Origin of the sequence: Bacteroides sp. 3_2_5 (assembly GCF_000159855.2) — a bacterium.
Taxonomy (GTDB): Bacteria; Bacteroidota; Bacteroidia; order Bacteroidales; family Bacteroidaceae; genus Bacteroides; species Bacteroides fragilis.
Genome location: NZ_JH636044.1, coordinates 1,865,928 through 1,888,461, shown reverse-complemented (window position 1 = coordinate 1,888,461; position 22,534 = coordinate 1,865,928). Strand labels below are relative to the sequence as shown.

The window sequence follows — 22,534 nt, the reverse complement described above, 5'->3', positions numbered from 1 at the left end:
TAATTATGAGACGAATCCTACTTACATATATACTCCTTGTTGTAGGTTTGCTGACCGCACAGGCACAGTTCAACCCTACACAACAAGTTGATCCCCGTACCGGCAGAGATGCCAACGGCAACCAGATAGACCCGGCCATGCGGGTTCAGGAAGATAGTACAGACGTTGAGATACAGGGACTTCCTCCGACACTTTATATGTGGCACGTCAGCGAAAACCTGGGGACGATTCAAAGAATCCCGGCTGATACCGCAACCCACATGTTTCAGAACACCAACTTGGTAGAAGGTCTGACAGGACATTATAATTATCTGGGCAATTTAGGTTCTCCCCGTCTGTCCCGCCTCTTCTTTGAACGTCGGGACGCGGAACCGACCATCTTTATGGAACCTTTTTCAAGCTTCTTCATACGTCCCGACGAATTCAACTTCACCAACAGTAACGTGCCCTTCACCAATCTTACCTACTATAAAGCCGGTAATAAGATCAATGGAGAAGAACGGTTTAAGTCTTACTTTTCTGTTAATGTGAATAAACGGCTGGCATTTGGTTTCAACTTCGATTACCTGTACGGACGGGGATATTATAACAACCAGAATACCTCTTACTTTAATGCCGCACTTTTCGGAAGTTACATAGGCGACCGCTATGAAGCCACTTTACTGTACAGCAACAATTATCTGAAGATGAACGAGAATGGCGGTATCACCGACGACCGTTACATCACCCGTCCGGAAGAGATGGCGGAGGGAAAAAAGGAATACGAATCGCAGAATATCCCTACCCTGTTGAGCAAAAGCGCCAATCGTAACAAAGACTTTTACATATTCCTCACCCAACGCTATAAACTGGGATTCACGCGTGAAGTGGAGAAAGCCAAAGATGACACAACCAACACTCAAAAGACAGAGTTCGTTCCGGTCACCAGTTTCATCCACACGATGAAAGTGGAACGCAGCCGCCACCAGTTTACTTCGGAGGACGAACTGTACAAAATTTATCCGGAGGCTTATATCCAACCCGGAAACAAATTGGTGAATGACTCTACCAGTTATATCGGAGTCAAAAACACATTGGGAATCGCACTGCTCGAGGGTTTCAATAAATATGCCAAAGCCGGGCTGACAGCTTTCATCTCGCATAAGTTAAGCAATTACCGGCTTATGGACCGGGACTCTGTAAGCGTGGATAAATACAGCGAACATGAAGTCTTTGTCGGAGGTGAACTGGCCAAACGCCAGGGAAAAACGCTCCACTACCGCGCCATGGGTGAAGTGGGAATCCTGGATAAAGCGATCGGGCAATTCCGTGTCAACGCCGACCTCGACCTGAACTTCCGCCTATGGAAAGACACGGTCAGCTTTATTGCCCGCGGATCCATCAGTAACACTCTTCCCGCATTCTATATGCGTCATTATCACTCCAAGTACTTCTATTGGGACAATGACAATATGGAAAAAGAATTCCGTACCCGACTGGAAGGTGAGCTGAACATAGAACATTGGCAAACCAACCTGAAAGCCGGAGTGGAAAACATCAAGAACTATACGTATTTCAATCAAAAAGCATTGCCCCAACAGAATGGAGGTAATATCCAAGTGCTTTCCGCCACTCTGTCACAAAACTTCCGCCTGGGCATTCTTCATCTGGACAATGAAGTGACCTGGCAAAAGTCGAGCAACAACACCGTGTTACCCCTGCCCGAACTTTCACTATACCATAACCTCTATATCCAGACAACACTGGCTAAGAAAGTGCTTCACGTACAATTGGGAGCCGACGTACGCTATTTCACCAAATATTATGCTCCGGCATATACTCCCGCCATCCAGCAGTTCCACTTGCAACCGGAAGACGACCAGGTAAAGATTGGTGGTTATCCGATCATCAATGTATATGCCAACCTGCAATTGAAACGTACGCGCCTTTTCGCGATGATGTACCACGTCAATCAGGGAATGGGTAACTCGAATTATTTCTTGTCACCCCATTACCCCATCAACCCGCGCCTGTTTAAGATTGGTGTTTCCTGGAACTTCTATGACTAACTGCCGCCATGAATCTACTGAGACCTAAGTATCTGAAATACGTCGTATTGGGACTGATATCAGCCCTCGTTGTCACCTGTTGGCCCCGCAAAGAGAAGCCCAAAGGACATCCGCGGGATTATGCCGAGATCAAAGAAAGCGGCATTCTTCATGCTGCAACAGAATACAACTCCATCAGCTTCTATGTGGATGGAGATACGGTTTCGGGATTCCATTACGAACTGATAGAGGCGTTTGCGCGCGACAAAGGTTTACAGGTACAGGTCTCTCCGGTGATGAGCTTCAATCAACGGCTGGAAGGGCTGGCCAACGGAACGTATGATGTAGTGGCTTATGGCATACCGGCTACGAGTGAACTGAAAGACTCGCTGCTCCTCACCTCCCCTATCATTTTAAGCAAACAAGTCCTGGTGCAACGCAAAGTCGGAGAAAACGATTCACTTGCCATCAGAAGCCAACTCGACCTGGCAGGCAAAACATTGAATGTCGTCAAAGGATCTCCCTCCATCCTGCGTATCCGCAACCTGAGCAATGAAATAGGCGATACGATCTATGTTAACGAAATAGAGAAATATGGTTCCGAGCAACTGATCGCAATGGTTGCTCACGGAGACATCGATTATGCCGTATGTGACGAGGGCATCGCCCGGATGGCTGTGGACTCGCTACCCCAGCTCGATATCAATACCGCCATCAGTTTCACACAATTCTATTCATGGGGAGTCAGCAAGCAATCTCCCGCCCTACTCGACAGCCTGAATACATGGCTATCCGACTTCCGAAAAAAAGGAGAATACCAGTCCGTTTATCGCAAATATTACGGGAAACAATAACCGGCTTTCTTCCCTCCTCCCGTCTCTTTTAAAGATAACAGTTACCAGTTGTACAACTGGTACAGTACGAGTTGAGCAACTGGTCGTGTACGAGTTGTGCAACCGATACCATCGTACTAAGGAACGAACGCGAACGATCTCTATCAGGATAACTGTAAATCATTCTTTGCTTTCGGCAGAATTGAGTATATTTGCGGAACGATAAATAAAAAGATATGAGCAATAAGATTATAAAATGGGGATTCATTGGTTGCGGAGAGGTGACCAAATACAAAAGCGGACCTGCTTTTCAGAAAGTAGAAGGCTCCAAAGTAGTGGCAGTCATGAGCCGTGACGGTAAAAAAGCCAAAGCCTATGCTAAAGAGCGGAACATACCGAAGTGGTATGACGACGCACAAGAGTTAATAGACGATCCGGAAGTAAATGCCGTATACATAGCCACTCCGCCCTCTTCACACGCCACTTATGCCATCATGTCCATGAAAGCCGGAAAACCGGTTTATATCGAAAAGCCAATGGCACAGACTTACGAAGAGTGTGCCCGCATCAACCGCATCTCACAAGAGACGGGAGTCCCTTGTTTTGTAGCCTACTACCGGCGTTACCTGCCTTACTTTATGAAAGTGAAGGAACTGGTGGACAAAGGTACGATCGGCAATGTAATCAACGTACAGATCCGTTTTGCACAGCCCCCTCGCGATCTGGACTATAACAGAGAGAATCTGCCCTGGCGTGTACAGGCCGATATTGCCGGAGGAGGATACTTCTATGACCTCGCACCACACCAGATCGACCTTCTGCAGGAGATGTTCGGCTGCATACTCGAAGCCAGTGGCTATAAAAGCAACCGTGGCGGACTCTATCCGGCAGAAGATACACTGAGCGCATGTTTCCAGTTCGACAACGGATTGGTAGGGAGCGGTTCGTGGTGCTTCGTAGCCCATGATTCGGCCCGCGAAGACCGTATCGAAATTATCGGCGATAAAGGCATGATCTGCTTCTCCGTATTTACCTATGACCCGATTGCCCTCCATACTGAAAGAGGACGTGAAGAAATAGTGGTAGAAAACCCTGAACACGTACAGCAGCCCTTGATTCAAGCCGTAGTAGACCATCTTCTTGGAAAATCCACCTGTTCGTGTGATGGCGAAAGTGCCACAACGACCAACTGGGTGATGGATAAAATATTGGGAAAGATCTGATAATGAACGATGAACGATCAACCATAAACGATAGAGATCGTCTTACCTCACACTACATTCCACCTATCAGGACACTACTTATTGTTGATCGTTCATCATTTTTTTATCTTTTCCATGTCACGTTTTCCTTCCTTCTCCGTCTTGCTTATGTAAATGGAACTAAAACAATTCAAAATAGCCGTTCTTCCACTCCGCGACAAACTGCTTAGTTATGCGCGGAAGTTGACAGATGACCACTCGGATGCCGAAGATGCCGTGCAGGAAGTGATGCTGAAGTTATGGAACCTTCGTCCGAAACTGGACGAATACCATAGCATTGAGGCCCTTGCCATGACTATGACCCATCATACCTGCATGGATATCCTCAGAGGGAAACATCCCGACAACCTATCGCTCGACAGCGTACAGGCTGCCAGTCCGGTCGCCACCCCCGAACGCTTGCTTGAAGAGAAAGACGAATTCAGCCTGATGCGACATATCATCAGTACACTGCCACCTCTGCAACAGACCATCCTCCGGATGAAAGATGTAGAAGAGTACGAAACCGAAGAAATCGCCGAGATAACAGGATGCAGCTCCGAAGCCATCCGCAGCAATTTATCCAGGGCACGGAAAAAAGTAAGAGACATTTACCTGCAAACCATACAACAAAGAAAAAGGAGAAACGAAGCATGAATATAGAAGAATTATTGAACAAGTATTTTGAAGGGGAAACCACCTGCGAAGAAGAACGTGAGCTCCGCCGTTTTTTCACCCGGGGCATCATACCGGAACATCTGCAGATGTACCGCCCGATGTTTGCTTTCCTCAACGAAGAGAACCGGCAGAGCAAGACTGCCGTCTCCGAAGTTCCGAAAACTTCTGTCCCTCTGCGCCGCCGTCTACTTTACATATTCAGCGGAATGGCTGCCGGAATATTGCTTATATTGGGTATTGCCGGTCTCAACCGACATTTCAACACCTCAACCGCTAATTATGTAATCATTGACGGGAAATGCTATACCGATGCCAAGCTGGTACGCGAACAAGCCATGATCGCGTTTCGTGATGTCAGTATCAGCGAGGAGGAAGTATTCGCTACGCTGTTCTCCGAATAAAAAAAGAAAATAATAAAAGAAACGAAGTATGAATAAAGTCATTCGCACCACATGGATTATCCTGCTACTTACTGTCGCCTCCGGCATGGCAAGAGCACAACAGGGACTACAAATAGCTTCCGTATTCCAGAAATACGGTAAACAAAAAGGAGTGACTATGGTAGAGCTGTCCAACGAAATGCTGGAAACCTACCAGATGACTCTCTATAAAAGCCTTGTCTTTAAAGACGTTGAAGAAGCACTGCCCACCATTCTCAACTGTCTGGATGCTGACAAAAAGAAGGCAAAGAAAGTGAAGGAAGTGGTGGCAGGCGGACAAATCCAGTCCGGCTATTATCAATTGCCCCAGCTAAAAGAAGATGTCAACCGGTTCATCCTGTTCAAAACCGGTAAAAAAGGCTCGGCTACCCTGATTTACATCGAGGGCGAGTTGGATGCAGACGATCTGGTAACCATGTTATTTATGAAAAAAAACTAAACATTATAAGAATATGAAACACATTTATTTATTACTGTTTATGCTGATCCCGATGGCGGGAATGGCTCAAGAAGGCATTTCGCAAGACACGACTCTTTACGTCAACGGACGCAAAATCCTGATTAAAGAAAACGAAGGGAAAATAAAGGTAAAACTTTACGAACAGTCTTCGCACGGCGATACGATAGAGAACGATCAGATTTTTGAGGGAATCTATACGGACGGACAAACTACCGAACGCCGCACGGCATTCACCGTCCCCTTCGTCAAAAGAAAGAACCATTATCGGTTCGACCCGCATATTGCCGGATTCTATATGGGATACACACGGCTCTCTGACGGCATCAACTTCAATACTCCAGACGGACTGAATATAAACGCCAACAAGTCCTGGGAAATCGGTTTCAATCTGTTTCAAGGCTCCCTGACACTCTCACGTGATCGCCAATGGGGCATAACGACCGGTTTAGGCTGGGGATACCGCTCTTTCCGCCTGGGCAACAACTATGCCTTCAGACAAATAGATGGAGTCACCGGCATTGTTCCGGGTGTTCCCGACGAGGAAGTGTATACCAAAAGCCGGTTACGCTATTTCTACTTCCGCATTCCGGTAGCCCTGGAATGGCAAAAAAGATTCAGCCACAGCAATGCTCACGGTCCTCTATTCTTTTCAGCCGGACTTGAAGCGGAAATCCGTCATGGAGCCAAGTCGAAAGCAAAGGTCAACGGACATAAAAAGAATCTGGACAGCGGCCTGAATGTCCACCCGGTAGGCATTAACCTCCTGGCACAAGCAGGTTACGGTGACATCGGAGTGTATTTGCGCTACTCTACCTACAGCCTCTTCGAACACAAAAAAGGTCCCGAACTTTATCCCTACTCTTTCGGTCTGTGCTGGTATTGGTAACAGGAAGTCCGACGGATGGCAACCATATACCCGCCCGACGGCATCAACAGTCCGACTATTCAAAAAGAATAAGCTGATTTCTCTGCCGGAAGAAACAATCTATCGTTCATATTGTTTATATTTGCAAAAAACGTATAACAATATTAACGATAGATTTTTTATATCACATGACCAAAGAAGAACTAATGAGGAAAGCCATCGAACTTTCCAGAGAAAATGTAGCAAACGGAGGAGGCCCCTTCGGAGCTGTCATTGCAAAAGATGGAGAAATAGTGGCCACAGGCGTCAATCGCGTAACAGCCTCATGCGACCCCACTGCCCATGCAGAAGTAAGCGCTATCCGCGCGGCTGCCTCAAAACTGGGAACTTTTAACCTGAGCGGTTACGAGATTTACACCTCTTGCGAACCCTGTCCCATGTGCCTGGGTGCCATCTATTGGGCCCGATTAGACAAGATGTACTATGGCAATAACAAGACAGATGCCAAAAACATCGGATTCGACGACTCGTTTATCTACGATGAATTGGAACTGAAACCGGAGAACCGCAAGCTGCCATCCGAAGTATTACTCCACGACGAAGCAATCAAAGCTTTTGAGGAGTGGATGGAAAAAGAAGATAAGATAGAATACTGATAAACAAGAATCCCCGTAGAACACTGCATCGTCCTTCGGGGATTTCTATACACACAAAAGTTATAATTTAATTGCTTGGGAATCTAATTAGAAACGGAGACCTAAAGTAAACAGCACTTGGCTACGGGTATTAGTCACTTTGGTTGTTTCCGGTGTCAGCACCGTAGTTGCATTGTTTTCCTCATACTTATTTACGAACGGATAAAAATCTTCATTATAAGTAGAGAACTTATAAGCCAGATCTGCATAAAATACAGAACCGCGATACCCGATACCCAAAGTATAGTTGCTCAGAGCCTTCGTATTTGCCCAGTCAGTATCTGTCTGGATAGAATAATAAGGCAGATCTTTGAAAGCATCTCCATGGAAAATAGCCGAAGTATAATTATATCCGGCACGCAGCGCAAACTGCGGGATCACTTTATATTCAAGACCAAGACGGAGGGTATTCACACCTTTCATCATAGGTCTCGTGCTATTTTCAAACGTAAACTCAGAGCTTGAACCGGTCGGTCCTCGGAATTTCATCGTTGAATAATCCTGATATTCGTATTCGGCACCTAATGCCAGACTTGTACCAATGGTATAACCTAAACTTACGTTATAAGTCCACGGAGTCTGTAACCGGAATTCACGCACCATATCTCCATTTCCGGGTAACTTATCACGCGTATCCACCGACCACTGATCTATCTTTCCTGTCTCAACGTTCAACACATCCGATTCTACACGGGCACTGGTCTTATAATCCAGATTATAGAACGTAGGGGTGTGAATGGCCAGACCGATACGGAAGGGCGAATTTTCAAACGGACGGATAATCGTACCCAACTTAAGATCGAAACCCGAACCTCTTACCTTATTCCAACTCCTCAGATTGTAATTCTGCGGTGCATTTGCTCCTGTATACGCTTCGGAATAATAAGTGTACTTGCTATAATCAACCGCATATGCCCCGAGAGTCAGTCCAAGATAGAACCGGTCGTTGAAATTGAAAGCAACATTAAAGTCGTACTGGTCGATTCCGCCACGCTCTTGCGAGTGGAAATTGGCGACACCGTCATCATACATACCATAGTAATTACCCGGTGTCGTATACAGAGGTTTACCATTGGCATCGTATCTTTGATTTCCATCCTTATCCACATATGGAGAATTCGGCTTGCCGGCTGCATTCATTTTATCAGTTGTGATATCACTAATCAACCAACCGTCATATCCCAATATGGAAAGCCATCCTATCTCCGGATCGTCATAAGGATAATCTCCCCATTTGGTTATGCCACTGGCTTGTTGGGCCATCTGATAGGTTTGCGAACTGTTACCGAGTCCTCCCTTCATATTCATATTCTTATAGAAAGACTTGGCTTTATGGTAGTTAAATCCAAAATTCACATAACGCAAAGAAGTTTCATTGCCAATCTTAGATGCAAATACAAACCCCAGATTATCAAAAGAACCTTGTATTTTATCCGACTTAAATTTATCTCCCAAATATTTGCTTTCCGTCCCGTATGAAGAAAAGCCGAAAGAAGTCATAAAATCATTGCTGCGATAGATACCGATACCGGCAGGATTCGTTCCGATTGTAGAGATATCACCTCCTAAAGCTCCCATGGCGCCACCCATGCCGACAAAACGGGCGGTTCCGTTCAAGTCCTTTCCTGTTATCTTGGCAGCATCGTACACAGTCTGTGCACTTATCGGGGCTGCTGCTACCAACAGCCCCAAAGTTGCTAAAGTAATTATTTTTTTCATCGTCAAATGCTTTTTTAAGTTAATACCTCCATTATCATCTTCTGCCCCTTGAAGAGCCGCCACCGCCACCGGAAGAACGGGAAGAACCACCACCGCCACCGGTAGAATAACTACGTGAACTGCTACCTGAAGGTGAAGAATAACTGCGCGTAGACGAACTGCTGCTACGAGAAGGAGTACTGTTGTATGAACGACGAGTGGTACTCTCATTGTAACTACGCGAAGGAGCCGTAGAACTGCCACGAGTATAAGTAGAACTGCTTCTTGTACTTGCCCTTCTGCCTCCTTCCGAGTAAGACGGAGAACCTGTAGTAGTGCTTCCGCCGCGAGTTCCTTCATAAGAAGAACTACTGCGTGTACTACTTGGACGGGTATAGGTACTTCGACGTGAAGAAGAAGCATCTGTACGCGTAGTAGATCCCGGACGTTCACCGACTACACGCGTTCCTATCACACGTCTGGCAGAGCTCTCTCCTCTATTGTAAGAAGATGTCGCTGACGAACGAACGGAAGAACCGCTATTGGAGCGTACCGCACCTGAACTGTAACGGCGAACGGTCGAAGAGTTGCCATAACTGCTTCTCACAGCAGACGAACCACGACGGGTATAGGTATTATATCTTCCTGCCCAGCTGCCACCGCCACCCCATCCGGGATGATAGTGATGATGGTGTCCCCAGTAGCCGCCGCCATACCAGCCGCCCCAGTAACCACCCCAATAGCCACCCCAATAACCGGGATAATAGCCACCCCAAGCATAATAAGGTGAAGACCAGCCCCATCCCCAGCCCCATCCGGAACCATAAGAGTTGTAACGCCAATCCCACCATAAGCGGTTGGTAAATGTCGGGAATGCATAAGCATAGAAACCGTCTGTATAAACATTCCAATCCCAGGAATTGGTTCCATAAACAATGTCCCAGTAAAGCGGGCTGCTAATGCTTACCGCAAAACGGGGATTACGGAAACGAATGATGCGTTCAGCGTACTCGTAGTCATCCTGTGAGCCATTGAACCCGTTCACCCATTCACCATCCGGATCGGAGACAGCTTTTTCTTTTACGTATAATGTATCGTCCTCCATTGCGAACTCGTTATCTTTGGCATCGTAACGGCGGTTATACTCATCCACATCACGCATATCGCGTTTGTTTCCTTTACGGTCCTGAACTACTACCGTAGTACCCGGAGACGTATAAATGTTCGTGGTGACAACTTTTTTTTCCGGTTCCTTCTTCACAGGAGTCTTTTTGGCTTCCTGCTTTTTTTCCTTAGAAGGTACGAAATAAAGGTCGTCATTATTGCTTTGCGCCATCACAAGCAGTGGGAGGCACAGGGCAAACAGCGATAATAACACAATCTTTTTCATATTTCCGTGGTTTATTGGTTTCTTAATCTTTTTATTCACGTTACAAAGATAAGCAAGGTATTCACGCTGCCGGATAGATTTTCCCCAAACAATAATAGGGATTTCCCTATTTTGCCGTTCTTTAACTTAACAAATCTCAACCCGATAAAAACAATGTTTACTTTGTTTCTATCCCTTTAAATCGTACTTTTGCAAATAAAAACACCTATGAAGTACTTTGAGTTCACTTTTGATACACATCCTTGCACCGAAACGGTGAATGATGTGCTTGCTGCCGTGTTGGGCGAAGCCGGATTCGAGAGTTTTGTCGAACGGGAAGGCGGACTGACCGCTTATATTCAGCAATCACTTTACAACGAAGAGACATTGAAAACAGAGCTGGCAAATTTTCCTGTGCCGGATACGGAAATTTCTTATACGTTTGCCGAGGCCGAAGACAAGGACTGGAACGAAGAATGGGAAAAAAATTTCTTCCAACCGATTGTGATCGGAGACCGTTGTGTGATTCATAGCACATTTCATCAGGACGTGCCTAAGGCAGAATATGATATCCTGATCAATCCGCAGATGGCATTCGGAACAGGACACCATGAAACGACAAGCCTGATTATCGGAGAATTGTTGGATAGCGAACTGACCGGCAAGTCGCTGCTGGATATGGGCTGCGGAACTTCAATACTGGCTATTCTCGCACGGATGCGGGGAGCTAAGCCTTGCACAGCCATCGATATCGACGAATGGTGTGTACGCAACTCGATAGAGAACATCGAACTGAACGGAGTGACAGATATTGCCGTCTCGCAGGGGGATGCTTCGGCATTGCAAGGGAAAGGGCCATTCGATGTAGTAATAGCCAATATCAACCGCAATATCTTACTGAACGATATGAAGCAGTATGTAGCATGCATGCATCCGGGATCGGAGTTATTTATGAGCGGATTCTATATCGATGATATTCCGGCTATCCGCCGGGAAGCAGAAAAGCACGGACTCACCTTCGTACACCATCAAGAGAAAAACCGATGGGCAGCAGTAAAGTTCGTACTTTAACACACACGGGCCTGCCATAGAGTAACACACGAACGACATAACAGTCAGTCCTGTGCTACTCTGCGGTATGACCGGATCAAACTTCAAATTCCTTTTTCACCTGCCTACACCAGTCTTTTATTCGCTTATCAGTCATTTCCGACTGATTTTCGATGTCAATGACCAATCCACACCATTTATCACCTTTCAGAGCCCGGGAACGCTCGAAACTATATCCGTCTATAGAAGTAAAACCGACAAGCGTAGCTCCATCATTCTCAAAGACTTCGGCAAGCAGTCCGACACCATCGGCAAAGTTTTCGGGATACTTCACCTGATCGCCAAGCCCGAAGATAGCCACTTTCTTCCCTTTCAACTGCAAGGTGCGGAGTTCGGGCAGAAGCTCGTCCCAATAAGTAGGCAGTTCGCCATCGAACCAGGTGGAAGCACCGACTATGAAATTATCATAGGCTTCAAAATCATTCTGCCAGGCATTTTCGATAGCTACAGACTCGGCAGAAGTACCAAATTCTTTTTGAATCTTTTCAGCCACCCAAGAGGTTTTATCGGCTTTGGCAGCATAGAATATTCCTATCTTTTTCATGATTGATCGTTTTTTTAATTAGAACTCCAGCAACTCTTTGGCTGCTTTATATATCTTTTCATCATTCGGCAGGATAGCCCGTTCCAATATCGGATTGAAACCTACCGGAGTAAAGGTGGAGCCCACACGTTGTACCGGGGCATCCAGGTAACGGAACATTTCCCCGGCAATCTGCGCTGCAATTTCGGCACCGAATCCGGAGAAGACTTTGTCTTCATGCACCACCATCACTTTACCGGTTTTCCGTACGGAAGCAAAAATCGCTTCTTTATCCAACGGAATCAGCGAACGGAGATCAATAACTTCGACACTCCCCACCCCTTCCCGGGCAAGGCGTTCGGCAACATCCAGACAAAAATGGGTAGTATTGCCATAAGTAATTATAGTCAGATCGGTTCCTTCGCGGCGGATGCGGGCCTTACCAAAGGGAACTTCAAACTCTTCGGGCACAACGGCAGCAGCCTCTACTGAGTTGTAAAGCGCTTTGGGCTCCAGATAAAGAGTGAATCCCTTGGAACGCATACTGGTGCGGAGCAGCCCGGCAGCATCGTCGGCAAACGACGGACAAACAATACGGGCACCGGGTAAAGTCGTAAGAGCCCCTTCAAGGTTCTGCGAATGATACAATCCACCGCCAATGTATCCACCCGAAGCAAGGCGAAGTGTAATATTGGGAGTAAACTTACCGTTGCTACGCCAATACTCGTGTGTACACTCAACGTACTGTTCGACAGCAGGCCAGAAGTAATCGGCAAACTCAGCGCCTTCAATAACCACATGTATTTTAGGATCGAAACGGCACATTCCGTTGGCCGTTCCCACAATATAATCTTCGGCTATCGGAGCACTGAACACACGGGCATCACCAAACTCCTGTTGCATCCCCTTGGTGACATTGAATACGCCTCCTTTATCTTTATTGGCCACGTCTTGTCCCCAGATAAAGGTATCAGGATTGCGGCGAAACTCCTCTTTGAGCGTTTCATTAATGGCGTTCACCATGAAACTCTTCTCACCTTCGACAGGCCCCGGAAGTCCGTCTTTATACTTTTGAGGAATATACGGTTCGGGAAGGACAAAGTCATAAATGCTCTCCGGAATCGGATCGGGTGCAGCCAACGCTTTACGATTGGCGGCAGCCAGTTCTTTCTTGGCGGCAGCTTCTATCTGTTGGAGGTCCTCTTCGGTCAGGCGCTTGTAGCGCAACAGCATCCGACGGAACTTCATTAGCGGATCGGCTTCCTTCACGTATGCCAACTCATTCTCGTCGCGATAGAGAGTATGCTTATCAGAGTTGGAGTGCGAACCGATACGTACGCAATTGGCATGTACTATAACCGGAGTACGGTTGGCTATAGCAAATTCACGGGCTTCGGTCATGGCATTCATCGAGTCAAATACATCCTTTCCATTGCAATGAATGATGCGGAGGTTCTTAAAACCGGAGAAGTTATCGGCCACTTTACGATTGGCAGTCTGATCCTTTTTAGGGACGGAAATGCCATAACCGTTGTCCTGGAATACAAAAATAACCGGAAGACGTTCGTTGCTGGCCCCGTTGATAGCTTCATAGACAAATCCCTCGGATGTGGCAGACTCACCATGTGAAGTAATGGCAACCCCCTTATGCCCATAATAAACCATGGCACGCCCTACGCCTGCCGCATGAAGATCGTGCGTACCGGTAGCAGAAGAGATATTCTCGATGTGCCATTCCGGTTTGGCAAAGTGATTGGACATATGACGTCCGGCACTACCCGGGTCCGTAGCTTTTGAGATACCGTTCAGAATCAGTTCCTCCGGAGTCATTCCGGCAGAAAGCACAGTGAGCATATCCCGGTAATAAGGAAAAAGATAGTCCTCACCAAGAGTAAAAACCTGCCCGATAGCAAGCTGGATGCCGTCATGCCCGGCATAAGGAGCATGATAGGACCAGCCAAGAGATTGCAGCAAATAGGCGGGTGCCTTCTCGTCGAGCGCACGCCCCAAAGTCATTAAATGATACCACTTGCGGAGAGTCTGTTCGTCAGTGGTTTTTATATCGTATTTCTTCATATTTAAAGTGGGTTTAGGATTTTCACCACAAATCACACAGATGATCACAGTTTAAGGATAAAGATCCCCAAACAAGTTCCGCAACGATCCGGGAGATCTGTGGTGAGACTGATTTATTATTCTGTAAATCTCCGATATGGCAACTATTCTTTCCAGTTCTCCAGATAGTCGGCAATGAAGTGCAGGAAGTTACCTCCCAGCGAACCATCCACCACACGGTGATCATAAGAGAGTGACAAGTACATCTTATGGCGAATGGCTATCACATCTCCTTCGGGAGTCTCCACCACAGCCGGCTTTTTCTCAATGACACCCACTCCGAGAATAGCCACCTGTGGCTGATTGATGATCGGAGTGCCGAACAACATCTTAAACGTACCGAAATTGGTGATTGTGAATGTTCCTCCGTCGATATCATCAGGCATCAGCTTATTAACCCGTGCCTTTTTCGCCAACGAATCGATAGCTACGGCAAGTCCGTTAAGATTCAAACGATCGGCATCATGCACTACGGGAACAATCAAGTTTCCATCATCTTGCGAAACAGCAATGCCCACATTGATATGTTTCTTATACAGGATGTTGTATCCGTCCACCGAGACATTTACCTGAGGATAGGCAGCCAACGCCTGGGCAGTGGCCTCAGCAATGGCAGGCATATAAGTCAGCTTCACACCTTCACGACGGAAGAAAGCGTCTTTGGTCTTTTCGCGCCAACGCACCAGCCGGGTGACATCTACTTCGACCACATTAGTCACATGCGGAGAAACCTTTTTCGACATCACCATATGGTCGGCGATAATGCGACGTACTCGATCCATCTCTTTGACTTCTACCGATGCATCTGAAGAAACGGCAGAAGCAGATTGTCCATACTGAGCCTGAGGAGCCGCAGCGGCAGCCTTCTTTTGTACTTCTGCAGAAGGAACAGGAGAAAAGCCCGAATTATTTGCCGAAACCGTCGAAACCACCGTAGTAGAGACGTCGGCTGCCGGAGCACCTTTCTTCATCTCGATGTAAGTACGGATATCTTTTTTGCTCAGCCGACCTTCATAACCTGTCCCGGGAATCGAATCCAGTTCTTCCTGAGAAATCTTCGCCTCCCGTGCCAATTGAAGTACTGCCGGCGAATACCAACGTTCCACTTTGGGAGCGGTTACTTCCGCCTGAACTTTCGGAACAGACGCAATGCCCGACACCTCGGCAGCCTTTGGAGCAGACGCCGTTTCTACAGAGCCTGCGGTTTCCGATGCTTCTCCGGAACCTTCTCCATCCATATCTACAATGGCAACTACCGTACCTACCGGTACCGTATCGCCTTCTTTAAACAATATTTCCACCACTTTTCCGGCAACGGGAGAAGGGATCTCCGCACTGACCTTAGCAGTATTCACCTCGAAAAGTACGTCGTCCTCATTGACCACGTCACCTACCTGCACCGACCATGATAAAATGGTTCCTTCGGTAATACTTTCGCCCAACTTGGGCATTTTTATTTCGAATCTTGCCATATACACAATTATTTATTCTTTCACTTGTACAAGTAGAACAAGATTGTGAAAAAGAAAGTTTTAAGTTAATGTTTTTTTAAGTAATCGCCTGGATAAGAAAGCCGTTTAGTGGCTAAAAACATAAATCAATCTCGCGCATCCTTTAAATATCCGTTCTCACGCATTAGCAAGAAAGCAAGCAGATTCCATAGCAAGCATAACGCATTATCAATAATTACTTTACTTCTTTCTAAAGTACCTTTATCTCAACCCGGGTATGCGAGACGAGATAAGAACCTAACCATTTTCACTAAAGATACTAAGAAAAACAAACTGCTTTAAATGGTATAAACAGATAGGATAACAGATACATCCTATCTGTATATCAAATACAAACGATGAATCGAGCTTGCCCAATCGAGGGTGGAAGATGGAAGTACACTTTTCGTATGAGAAGGCTGAATTTTGAAAGGAAAATAGTTCTCCTCCACCGGATACTGAATAATCAGACTGCTTGGTGATATTCACGTCAGTTACAGATAGTGTTGTATTTATTTTCCCGTAACCCCTCGATAATAGCCAGTTCCTCCTTACTGAACGCTTCGGCAACCGAAGGACCTGCAAAATAACGAAAAACCCACTCCCGGAATTTATCTGTAGATAGAGCCGGATGCATATACTCTTTCAGATTCGTCACTTCGCTACGTACCGAACGGACAGCAGGATGTACGGCAACCTTTTCCTCAAGTCCTTCTACTTCAAGCAACTTGTTCAACAACGCCAGATTTGTATCATACAGCAGTGTGCAATGATACATTGCACGATTGCGATGTACGCATTGCGCACTGCCCGAGACTTTTCGCCCGTCGACATAAATACCCAATCGTTCGTCGCCTCTCACTGCAACTCCGGCGGCAGTCAACATTTCAACCGTTCGCTCCAGATAAGTTTCGAAACGCGCCAGACAGGTAGTTTCAATGAACGTAAGATTGATGTTACCCAAATCGTGATATACGGCACCGCCACCGGAAAACCGCCGGAATACAGGAATCTTGTTTTGTTCCGCCATCGTCCGGTTCACTTCCGTTTCCACCCGCTGATGCTTGCCTATAATTACGGACGGAGCACTTTGCCAAAGCATGAATACATCTTCTGTACCCTGCTTCAACAAATACTCTTCAGCCGCCAGATTGAAACCGGCATCCGTAAAAGAGCTATTTATAAACCGCATCAGGCAAACAGTGTCTCGTGATAAATTTCACCGACTGTCGGGTGCGGGAAAACACTCTTTCTGAATTCATCGACCGTATATCCTCTCTGGATAGCAATGCCTGCCACAACAATAATTTCCGAAGCCGGATTGCCCAACATGTGGCAGCCGACAATCCGATCATTATGATCGATAATCAGTTTACACAGTCCGTTCCCCAACTCGTTTTCGGCAACAAAACGCCCCGAATAAACCATCGGTAGTTTTTGTATCCGATAATAAATACCCTTAGCTATCAGCTCCTCCTCCGTTTTACCCACACCGGCCAGTTCGGGATTGGTATAGACTACGCCCGGAACACAATCATAATCCATCCGGTCATCTATTCCCAAAATATGATTAATGGCAACTTCTGCTTCACGAATAGCCGTATGTGCCAATAAAGAAAAGCCGGTAATATCACCGCAAGCATATACACGTGGATGAGAGGTCAACATGTGTTCATCTACAACGACCCCATTCCGGTGCAACTCAATATTCAGTTTATCCAATCCTACTTGGGTGATATTCGCTTTACGGCCTACGCTCACTAAAATCCGGTCGGCATCGATAAACGAACTCTTTCCATCCTTTTCCACTGTTACTCCTTTATCACTCACCTCGGTTACTTTCGTGTTCAGATAGAAATTAACCCCTTTCTTTGTATAGTCAGCACGCAACATCGCACTGGTTTCTTTATCCATTGCTCCAAGAATCTCCGGCATCATCTCGATCACTTTCACCCTAACGCCCATGCTGTTAAAGAATGAAGCAAACTCCATTCCGATCACTCCGCCTCCAATAATGGCGAGCGATGATGGAAGAACAGTGCTATCCAGCGCCTCTCGTGAGGTCCAGTAATCCACGTCCGAAAGCCCCTTTATCGGAGGGATCACGGTATCCGATCCGGTACAAACCAACAGATAGGTTGCCTCGTATACCTCTCCATCACAGCGGATATGGAATCCTTCTTCACCTTCGCCCTCTATCACCGCTTCCTTATCTACAATAGTCACTCCGTAAGAGTTTACCGTCATTCTCACTCCGCCCGTCAACTTCTGCACCGTTTTGTTTTTCCGGCCGATGATTTTTTCCATATCAAATGCAGGAGCCCCCTCTACCGAGACACCGTATTTCGGCGCACTCTTAATACCGTCCAGCACCTTAGCGGAATAAAGCAGGGCTTTGGTAGGAATACATCCTTCATTAAGACACACACCGCCCATTGCTTTTTTCTCAAACAAAACAGCACGCAAACCGTTAGCTCCTGCTCTCTCGGCAGCAGTATACCCGGCAGGTCCACCACCGATAATAGCTATATCATATCTCATAATCGTATATTTTTTTTAGTTATTCATATGATTAACAACAAAAAAAGATAGAGCTTAGTTTTAAAAGACCGTTTTTTTACAATGGCCCTCATAAGGTAAAACAGTTACTTTTGCTACACAAAGTATAAATCATAATAAAACTGTTCACTAATAAAGAAATACCTACCGCTACAGGGAAAGAGCAAAGAGCCGGTTACGAAGATCGATGACATTCCAAACAAAAAGATTATCTACAGGCAAATTCTATTATAGAATGAATAAGCAGTCACACCTCATTCATCTTTATCAATATGATCGTTTCCTTTTACTCTGTCCCCCTTTACCCGTATAGGAAACAGGGCTTATTAATCAATTTTAGATAAGGGAAGATATTTTTCTGATAAATTATTTGTCTATTAAGCGACAAGCCTGCATATTTGCGCACTTTTGAAACCTACTATCTGTATTTACGGAAAGTCGGGATACAAAAAGCTTTCAGGATATCATCCGTCTGATATGAACGGATAATATCAAGATAGAGCTAACTATAAAAATAAAACAGTATAAAGAATCTATTTTAGTAATATGAAGAAATTGCTTTGTCCCCAGTGTAAAATAGCCGGTATGTATGTAAAAAACGATCAGGGTGAACGTCTGTTAGTATATATTGCCCAAGATGGAACAGTCGTACCCAAATATCCGGAAATCCCAATCGAAGGATTCGATTTTACGGAAGTATATTGTCTGGGCTGTTCCTGGCATGGATCGCCCAAACAACTGACAAGATTCTAAGCGATACGCCACCATCCTGTGCTAATAAGCCAAAACTTCACCACAGATTAACAGATTACACAGAGAAACACTATTATCACTTATCTCTTGCTATATAGTTGTGTAATCTCTCAATCTGTAATGAAGCAGGCTTTAGGCATGGATAAAAACCTCATATAGCCGTAGAGTTAAGGGTGCAGGTCAATTGTCCCACTGCCTGAAATCAATCCACACCATCTTCGACATTTTGAGATCCGTCCTAGCCGAATCGTGCCCATAGCGAATGCCGCAGTTATAGTGTACATACGTCTTTTGTAAATCGATGGCGTCTGTGATAGCCACAGAAACGACTCCGGGCTGTGCGTCCGACTCTAGAGAGTAAATGCACTGCTGTTGATGCAACTTCATACTGTTGTTGATGTGATTTAAATAATTCTGGCGAAGGGTCCAGCCTCCCCATGTCACATAATTGGGTGTCATCGCTTGTGCAGCGTCTATCCAACGCAATCCCTGACTCGTTTCGTAAACAAAGGCTTCCGCCCTGTCGTAGAACTCTCCGGGAATAAACTGCCAAAGTTTGCTGTACAGCCCGTTACCAAACTGCCCCTTGCAGGAATAGTCCATCGATTTAGTCTTGTAAGACACTTCGGTAGACGATTCTTTACCAAACGACACTTTGAACGCCTCCCAAGGTTTGTCTTCCAGTTTGGTGGGCGATACGGAAACAGACACTTTCCAGAAAGAGTTCTCGGTATAGCTGGCACCGTGATTCACCGTCTGCGGCTGATAACTGATCTCCCTGAAAATTCCTCCGTCCGAATGAACGGTTATCTCACTGGAAGCCTCCCGCATCAAATTCCAGATGTAAGCATAGACATTGGCACCTTTGGGAGTGGTATAGTCTTTGATATTGGCAGTGAAGCCATTTCCGGCATTATTCGTGATACTCAATATACAGTTGTTGTTCTTACTGTATATCTGGAAGTTATAGGCATCTATCGCCCAGGAGTTATCTATAATCACATCGGGTGCGGCACCCGGTTTCATCTTATAAGGGACCGCCTGCATGGAGTAGTTCATGTCTCCCTGAGCATAGCCATAGATACGGTTGTAAATCTCAATCCTCTTCAAAGCCTCCTTATCCGCCATTTGTGCATTATATCCGGGATCCGGATCGTTACCTTCGGGCAAGGTATCGGCAGAGCGGGTCAACAGTTTTTGATTGAAGGAAGCCACTCCCTTACCAATCATATTATCTTTGGCATACGGATCGGCAGAAGGAAAAATACGGTAATGCTGTACGTTATCATAGTTGATCGCATAATAACCTGCTTCCATATAGACTCCTATCAGTGAAAGCATCTCCTCCTTCTGTTCCGGAGTGGACTGAGTGGCAATCACATAAAAATCCCTTTTATAGAACTTCAACATACGGAACAGAGATATCGGATATTTACCGGAGATAACATCATCGATATTCAAAATGACCGTCATATAAATCTTCGGATTCTTGATGTCGGCATTAAGTTCCGTCTCAGGATCTTTCATCTTGTCATAGTCCACAATGGTCTTCTTCCCTATTTCCCAGGAAGAAGGAATGTTGTTGAACAAGCGGGATGTAATATCTTTCACTTCCGCATCGTTAGTTCCCATACGTATCAGGACCACGTCCTTCTTATCTGCCGCATAGTCCTCATCCGTCCCCGGAACATCATCAATGACATCCCTAACGCATCCCCCGAAAAGAATACTTGAGAACAGAAGTATCATATATATCATTTTTGTTTTCATCATAATCTTTTTTTAATGGTTCGTTTTACCAGTTATTATAGTCTATCCACACTGTAGTGGTTTTGTGTACATCCACAGTGGTATTGTAAGCTGTTCCGGCACTGCTCGGCAAAGAATGAATCACCGCCGCTCCCCAACTCGTAAACCAAGCTCCTCCACGCTGTAAGACCATTCCATCGGTTATCTCGATGGCTACAACACCGGCCGACGCACCGGTTGTCCGGGCAGTAATGGCGCATTGCTGCTCGTAATTGAGCAGATTCTGGTTAAACTGCAAGTCGTTGTCATAGTCACAGAAAGGATTATCCGTACCCGGAGTTCCCGCCACATGATCATAGAGAATATCATACCATGCAGGCGAAATCATAGTAACAGCATCGATCATCCCCTCTGCATTCATAGCCTTACTACCCCGGAAAAGCGTTTCAGGATACCACTTCCAGCAATAACTCATCTCGGCATCGGTAATGGTACGAGTCACCTCACGGGTCATTTCCGCCAACTGATATGTAATGGACTTGCCCCAACGATACTCACCCTTTAAAACCGGAGTCGCTCCCAAATCAAATCCCACGCTCTTTTCGTATGCATGCTCAATGGTACTCTCTGTCTCCGGCAAACCCGGCGCAAAGTCAATCAGTTTGAGATTCAACTGTGAACTTTGGTCGTCACGGATATTAATCTTCGTATAAGCATTGTTTCGCAATCCCCATATCAACGCCCAAAGTTCATACATCGGTGCATTATTCAAAGATACCAATGAATGGTCGAGCCTGTTGGAAAAACCATTTCCGCCCGAACTATAAACAGCAAGCATATTATCTCCATTGGTCGGTGCGTAAATACGCAGATTATAAGCATCAATGGTCCATTCGCGATCGACCATCCCATCATACTTTTTATCATCCCTCGGGAGATACTCTTTGATATCAGCCGTATAGGGTAATAGCGTCTCATATCCGGTCATGTGATATTTATAATCACTGGTATATACATAATACCGATTGCTGATATAGATCTTCTTCATAGCATGCAAAGCCCGTTCGGTAACTTCCGGAGCCGAAGGATCATCCGTCGGTCCGGGAGAGCCCAACATGCTACGGGTGTGAGGATTGAGACCACCCGTTCCGCAAAGCTTCTTCAAAGCATCCGGATCGTTTGCGTCATAATAGGCATAGCGCTGTTCACGCGGAAAGCTGACTTTATAATATCCCTTATCTACATAAAGCCCGAAAAGTTTAAGCATTTGCGCCTTCAAATCTTCTCCCTTACCGTCTTTGGCAATTAAGATGACTCCCTGACGATTGTGACGGATGTCCTGTATCATCTCAGGACTGTAAGTACCTGCTATGAAATCGGCAACACTGCCTACAATTGTCAGATCGTTCAAAGAATCTTTTGCCATGGTTTCCAAGGTTTCCACCTTGTCTGTCCCCGGTAAATCATTAAAAGCCACCATCTTGTCATAGTGGTTCACGGTTTGCAGTTGATCTGCAACTTTCTTTGTTTCCGCACTCATTCCATTAAGCCAGATCAGATAGCTGCCCGACCTGGAAGCTACATCGACCTCATCCGTATTAGTACCGGTTGCAGCCGATAAGTCTTCTGCGCTGATCGGTTCATCCGTATCGCAGGAGTAAAATGCAAGCAAAACAAATAGAAAAATGAATAAAGTTTTCATATTCATATATGTTTAAAAGTGAGACAATATGCCACATTTACCGGCTGAAATGTGACGGGTTTAGTTACTTCGTCTATAAAAAGAGAACGTATAGCAAAAAGAATAGGTTCAACCCGATATCATTCGAGCTTAAAATACAGTCTATCAAATGGAAGCAATCTATGCCCGGAACCCCTATAAACACTGCAATGTAGAAAGTTATTAGAACTTTCTAATTATTTCATTTT

18 protein-coding genes and 2 pseudogenes are annotated in these 22,534 nt (G+C 45.8%); 10 read left to right on the top strand and 10 right to left on the bottom strand.

Translation table 11 applies throughout. The features are described from left to right. Window positions 1–5: 5 nt before the first annotated feature. From BSHG_RS10315 to BSHG_RS10350, 8 genes are all read left to right on the top strand, one after another. Window positions 6–2,048: a putative porin gene (locus BSHG_RS10315; protein ID WP_005795080.1), complete on the top strand. Its 2,043-nt coding sequence runs from the start codon at window positions 6–8 to the stop codon at window positions 2,046–2,048. Between the two features lie 8 nt (window positions 2,049–2,056). Beyond that, on the top strand, window positions 2,057–2,881 hold the full coding sequence (locus BSHG_RS10320; protein WP_008659359.1) for a transporter substrate-binding domain-containing protein: 825 nt from the start codon (window positions 2,057–2,059) through the stop codon (window positions 2,879–2,881). A gap of 215 nt (window positions 2,882–3,096) precedes the next feature. After that, on the top strand, window positions 3,097–4,083 hold the full coding sequence (locus BSHG_RS10325; protein WP_005786487.1) for a Gfo/Idh/MocA family protein: 987 nt from the start codon (window positions 3,097–3,099) through the stop codon (window positions 4,081–4,083). Window positions 4,084–4,236: 153 nt separating this feature from the next. Then, window positions 4,237–4,758: an RNA polymerase sigma factor gene (locus BSHG_RS10330; RefSeq protein WP_005786485.1), complete on the top strand. Its 522-nt coding sequence runs from the start codon at window positions 4,237–4,239 to the stop codon at window positions 4,756–4,758. Next, window positions 4,755–5,180, top strand: coding sequence for a hypothetical protein (locus BSHG_RS10335; RefSeq protein WP_008659356.1), 426 nt, complete (start codon window positions 4,755–4,757; stop codon window positions 5,178–5,180). Before BSHG_RS10330 ends, BSHG_RS10335 begins: the two co-directional genes overlap by 4 nt. A 28-nt stretch (window positions 5,181–5,208) precedes the next feature. Then, window positions 5,209–5,658 carry a DUF6108 family protein gene (locus BSHG_RS10340; RefSeq protein WP_005786482.1) on the top strand — a complete coding sequence of 150 codons (450 nt, stop codon included), beginning with the start codon at window positions 5,209–5,211 and terminating at the stop codon, window positions 5,656–5,658. Window positions 5,659–5,671: 13 nt separating this feature from the next. After that, entirely contained in the window at window positions 5,672–6,565 is an 894-nt protein-coding gene (locus tag BSHG_RS10345; protein WP_005800641.1) for a hypothetical protein, read from the top strand. A 167-nt stretch (window positions 6,566–6,732) separates the two neighbouring features. After that, a complete protein-coding gene (locus BSHG_RS10350; RefSeq protein ID WP_008768302.1) occupies window positions 6,733–7,200 on the top strand; it encodes a nucleoside deaminase in 468 nt (155 codons plus the stop codon). An 87-nt stretch (window positions 7,201–7,287) separates the two neighbouring features. Here the strand turns inward: BSHG_RS10350 and BSHG_RS10355 are convergent, their stop codons facing one another. Together BSHG_RS10355 and BSHG_RS10360 are read right to left on the bottom strand one after the other, a co-directional pair. Next, on the bottom strand, window positions 7,288–8,958 hold the full coding sequence (locus BSHG_RS10355) for an OmpP1/FadL family transporter (RefSeq protein ID WP_005786476.1): 1,671 nt from the start codon (window positions 8,956–8,958) through the stop codon (window positions 7,288–7,290). 34 nt (window positions 8,959–8,992) lie between these two features. Further along, window positions 8,993–10,327 (bottom strand): hypothetical protein, encoded by a 1,335-nt coding sequence (locus BSHG_RS10360; protein WP_005786474.1) that lies wholly within the window; start codon window positions 10,325–10,327, stop codon window positions 8,993–8,995. Between the two features lie 207 nt (window positions 10,328–10,534). Between BSHG_RS10360 and prmA the strand changes: the two genes are divergently transcribed. After that, entirely contained in the window at window positions 10,535–11,377 is an 843-nt protein-coding gene (prmA, locus tag BSHG_RS10365) for a 50S ribosomal protein L11 methyltransferase (protein WP_005795115.1), read from the top strand. A gap of 76 nt (window positions 11,378–11,453) precedes the next feature. Here the strand turns inward: prmA and BSHG_RS10370 are convergent, their stop codons facing one another. The 6 genes and pseudogenes from BSHG_RS10370 to lpdA form a co-directional block, all read right to left on the bottom strand. Next, the gene (locus BSHG_RS10370; protein WP_005800645.1) at window positions 11,454–11,960 is read right to left on the bottom strand and encodes a flavodoxin; all 507 of its coding nucleotides are present in this window, start codon (window positions 11,958–11,960) and stop codon (window positions 11,454–11,456) included. A gap of 18 nt (window positions 11,961–11,978) precedes the next feature. Continuing rightward, window positions 11,979–14,015: a thiamine pyrophosphate-dependent enzyme gene (locus tag BSHG_RS10375; RefSeq protein WP_005786467.1), complete on the bottom strand. Its 2,037-nt coding sequence runs from the start codon at window positions 14,013–14,015 to the stop codon at window positions 11,979–11,981. Window positions 14,016–14,158: 143 nt separating this feature from the next. Next, window positions 14,159–15,157 (bottom strand): annotated as a pseudogene (locus BSHG_RS10380) (dihydrolipoamide acetyltransferase family protein); the annotation flags it as partial. A gap of 201 nt (window positions 15,158–15,358) precedes the next feature. Next, window positions 15,359–15,505: pseudogene (locus BSHG_RS23770) on the bottom strand (biotin/lipoyl-containing protein); the annotation flags it as partial. A 529-nt stretch (window positions 15,506–16,034) separates the two neighbouring features. Then, a complete protein-coding gene (locus BSHG_RS10385; protein WP_008659344.1) occupies window positions 16,035–16,736 on the bottom strand; it encodes a biotin/lipoate A/B protein ligase family protein in 702 nt (233 codons plus the stop codon). Further along, complete coding sequence (gene lpdA, locus BSHG_RS10390) at window positions 16,736–18,085, bottom strand: dihydrolipoyl dehydrogenase (protein ID WP_005786461.1); 1,350 nt, start codon at window positions 18,083–18,085, stop codon at window positions 16,736–16,738. The genes BSHG_RS10385 and lpdA overlap by 1 nt, the downstream gene beginning before the upstream one ends. A 564-nt stretch (window positions 18,086–18,649) precedes the next feature. Between lpdA and BSHG_RS10395 the strand changes: the two genes are divergently transcribed. Then, window positions 18,650–18,856 (top strand): hypothetical protein, encoded by a 207-nt coding sequence (locus tag BSHG_RS10395; protein ID WP_005786459.1) that lies wholly within the window; start codon window positions 18,650–18,652, stop codon window positions 18,854–18,856. A 180-nt stretch (window positions 18,857–19,036) separates the two neighbouring features. On the opposite strand, the gene BSHG_RS10400 is transcribed toward BSHG_RS10395, so the two are convergent. Beyond that, entirely contained in the window at window positions 19,037–20,629 is a 1,593-nt protein-coding gene (locus tag BSHG_RS10400; RefSeq protein ID WP_005786457.1) for a hypothetical protein, read from the bottom strand. Between the two features lie 22 nt (window positions 20,630–20,651). Beyond that, a complete protein-coding gene (locus BSHG_RS10405) occupies window positions 20,652–22,307 on the bottom strand; it encodes a hypothetical protein (protein ID WP_005795127.1) in 1,656 nt (551 codons plus the stop codon). Window positions 22,308–22,534: the final 227 nt, after the last annotated feature.

Excerpts from the sequence above, each read along its gene's own strand:
- BSHG_RS10375 (WP_005786467.1), bottom strand. The coding sequence starts at position 14,015 with ATGAAGAAATACGATATAAAAACCACTGACGAACAGACTCTCCGCAAG.
- BSHG_RS10360 (WP_005786474.1), bottom strand. The coding sequence starts at position 10,327 with ATGAAAAAGATTGTGTTATTATCGCTGTTTGCCCTGTGCCTCCCACTG.
- BSHG_RS10335 (WP_008659356.1), top strand. The coding sequence starts at position 4,755 with ATGAATATAGAAGAATTATTGAACAAGTATTTTGAAGGGGAAACCACC.
- lpdA (WP_005786461.1), bottom strand. The coding sequence starts at position 18,085 with ATGAGATATGATATAGCTATTATCGGTGGTGGACCTGCCGGGTATACT.
- BSHG_RS10325 (WP_005786487.1), top strand. The coding sequence starts at position 3,097 with ATGAGCAATAAGATTATAAAATGGGGATTCATTGGTTGCGGAGAGGTG.
- BSHG_RS10395 (WP_005786459.1), top strand. The coding sequence starts at position 18,650 with ATGAAGAAATTGCTTTGTCCCCAGTGTAAAATAGCCGGTATGTATGTA.
- prmA (WP_005795115.1), top strand. The coding sequence starts at position 10,535 with ATGAAGTACTTTGAGTTCACTTTTGATACACATCCTTGCACCGAAACG.
- BSHG_RS10370 (WP_005800645.1), bottom strand. The coding sequence starts at position 11,960 with ATGAAAAAGATAGGAATATTCTATGCTGCCAAAGCCGATAAAACCTCT.
- BSHG_RS10315 (WP_005795080.1), top strand. The coding sequence starts at position 6 with ATGAGACGAATCCTACTTACATATATACTCCTTGTTGTAGGTTTGCTG.
- BSHG_RS10400 (WP_005786457.1), bottom strand. The coding sequence starts at position 20,629 with ATGATGAAAACAAAAATGATATATATGATACTTCTGTTCTCAAGTATT.
- BSHG_RS10345 (WP_005800641.1), top strand. The coding sequence starts at position 5,672 with ATGAAACACATTTATTTATTACTGTTTATGCTGATCCCGATGGCGGGA.
- BSHG_RS10330 (WP_005786485.1), top strand. The coding sequence starts at position 4,237 with ATGGAACTAAAACAATTCAAAATAGCCGTTCTTCCACTCCGCGACAAA.
- BSHG_RS10320 (WP_008659359.1), top strand. The coding sequence starts at position 2,057 with ATGAATCTACTGAGACCTAAGTATCTGAAATACGTCGTATTGGGACTG.
- BSHG_RS10405 (WP_005795127.1), bottom strand. The coding sequence starts at position 22,307 with ATGAAAACTTTATTCATTTTTCTATTTGTTTTGCTTGCATTTTACTCC.
- BSHG_RS10385 (WP_008659344.1), bottom strand. The coding sequence starts at position 16,736 with ATGCGGTTTATAAATAGCTCTTTTACGGATGCCGGTTTCAATCTGGCG.
- BSHG_RS10340 (WP_005786482.1), top strand. The coding sequence starts at position 5,209 with ATGAATAAAGTCATTCGCACCACATGGATTATCCTGCTACTTACTGTC.
- BSHG_RS10350 (WP_008768302.1), top strand. The coding sequence starts at position 6,733 with ATGACCAAAGAAGAACTAATGAGGAAAGCCATCGAACTTTCCAGAGAA.
- BSHG_RS10355 (WP_005786476.1), bottom strand. The coding sequence starts at position 8,958 with ATGAAAAAAATAATTACTTTAGCAACTTTGGGGCTGTTGGTAGCAGCA.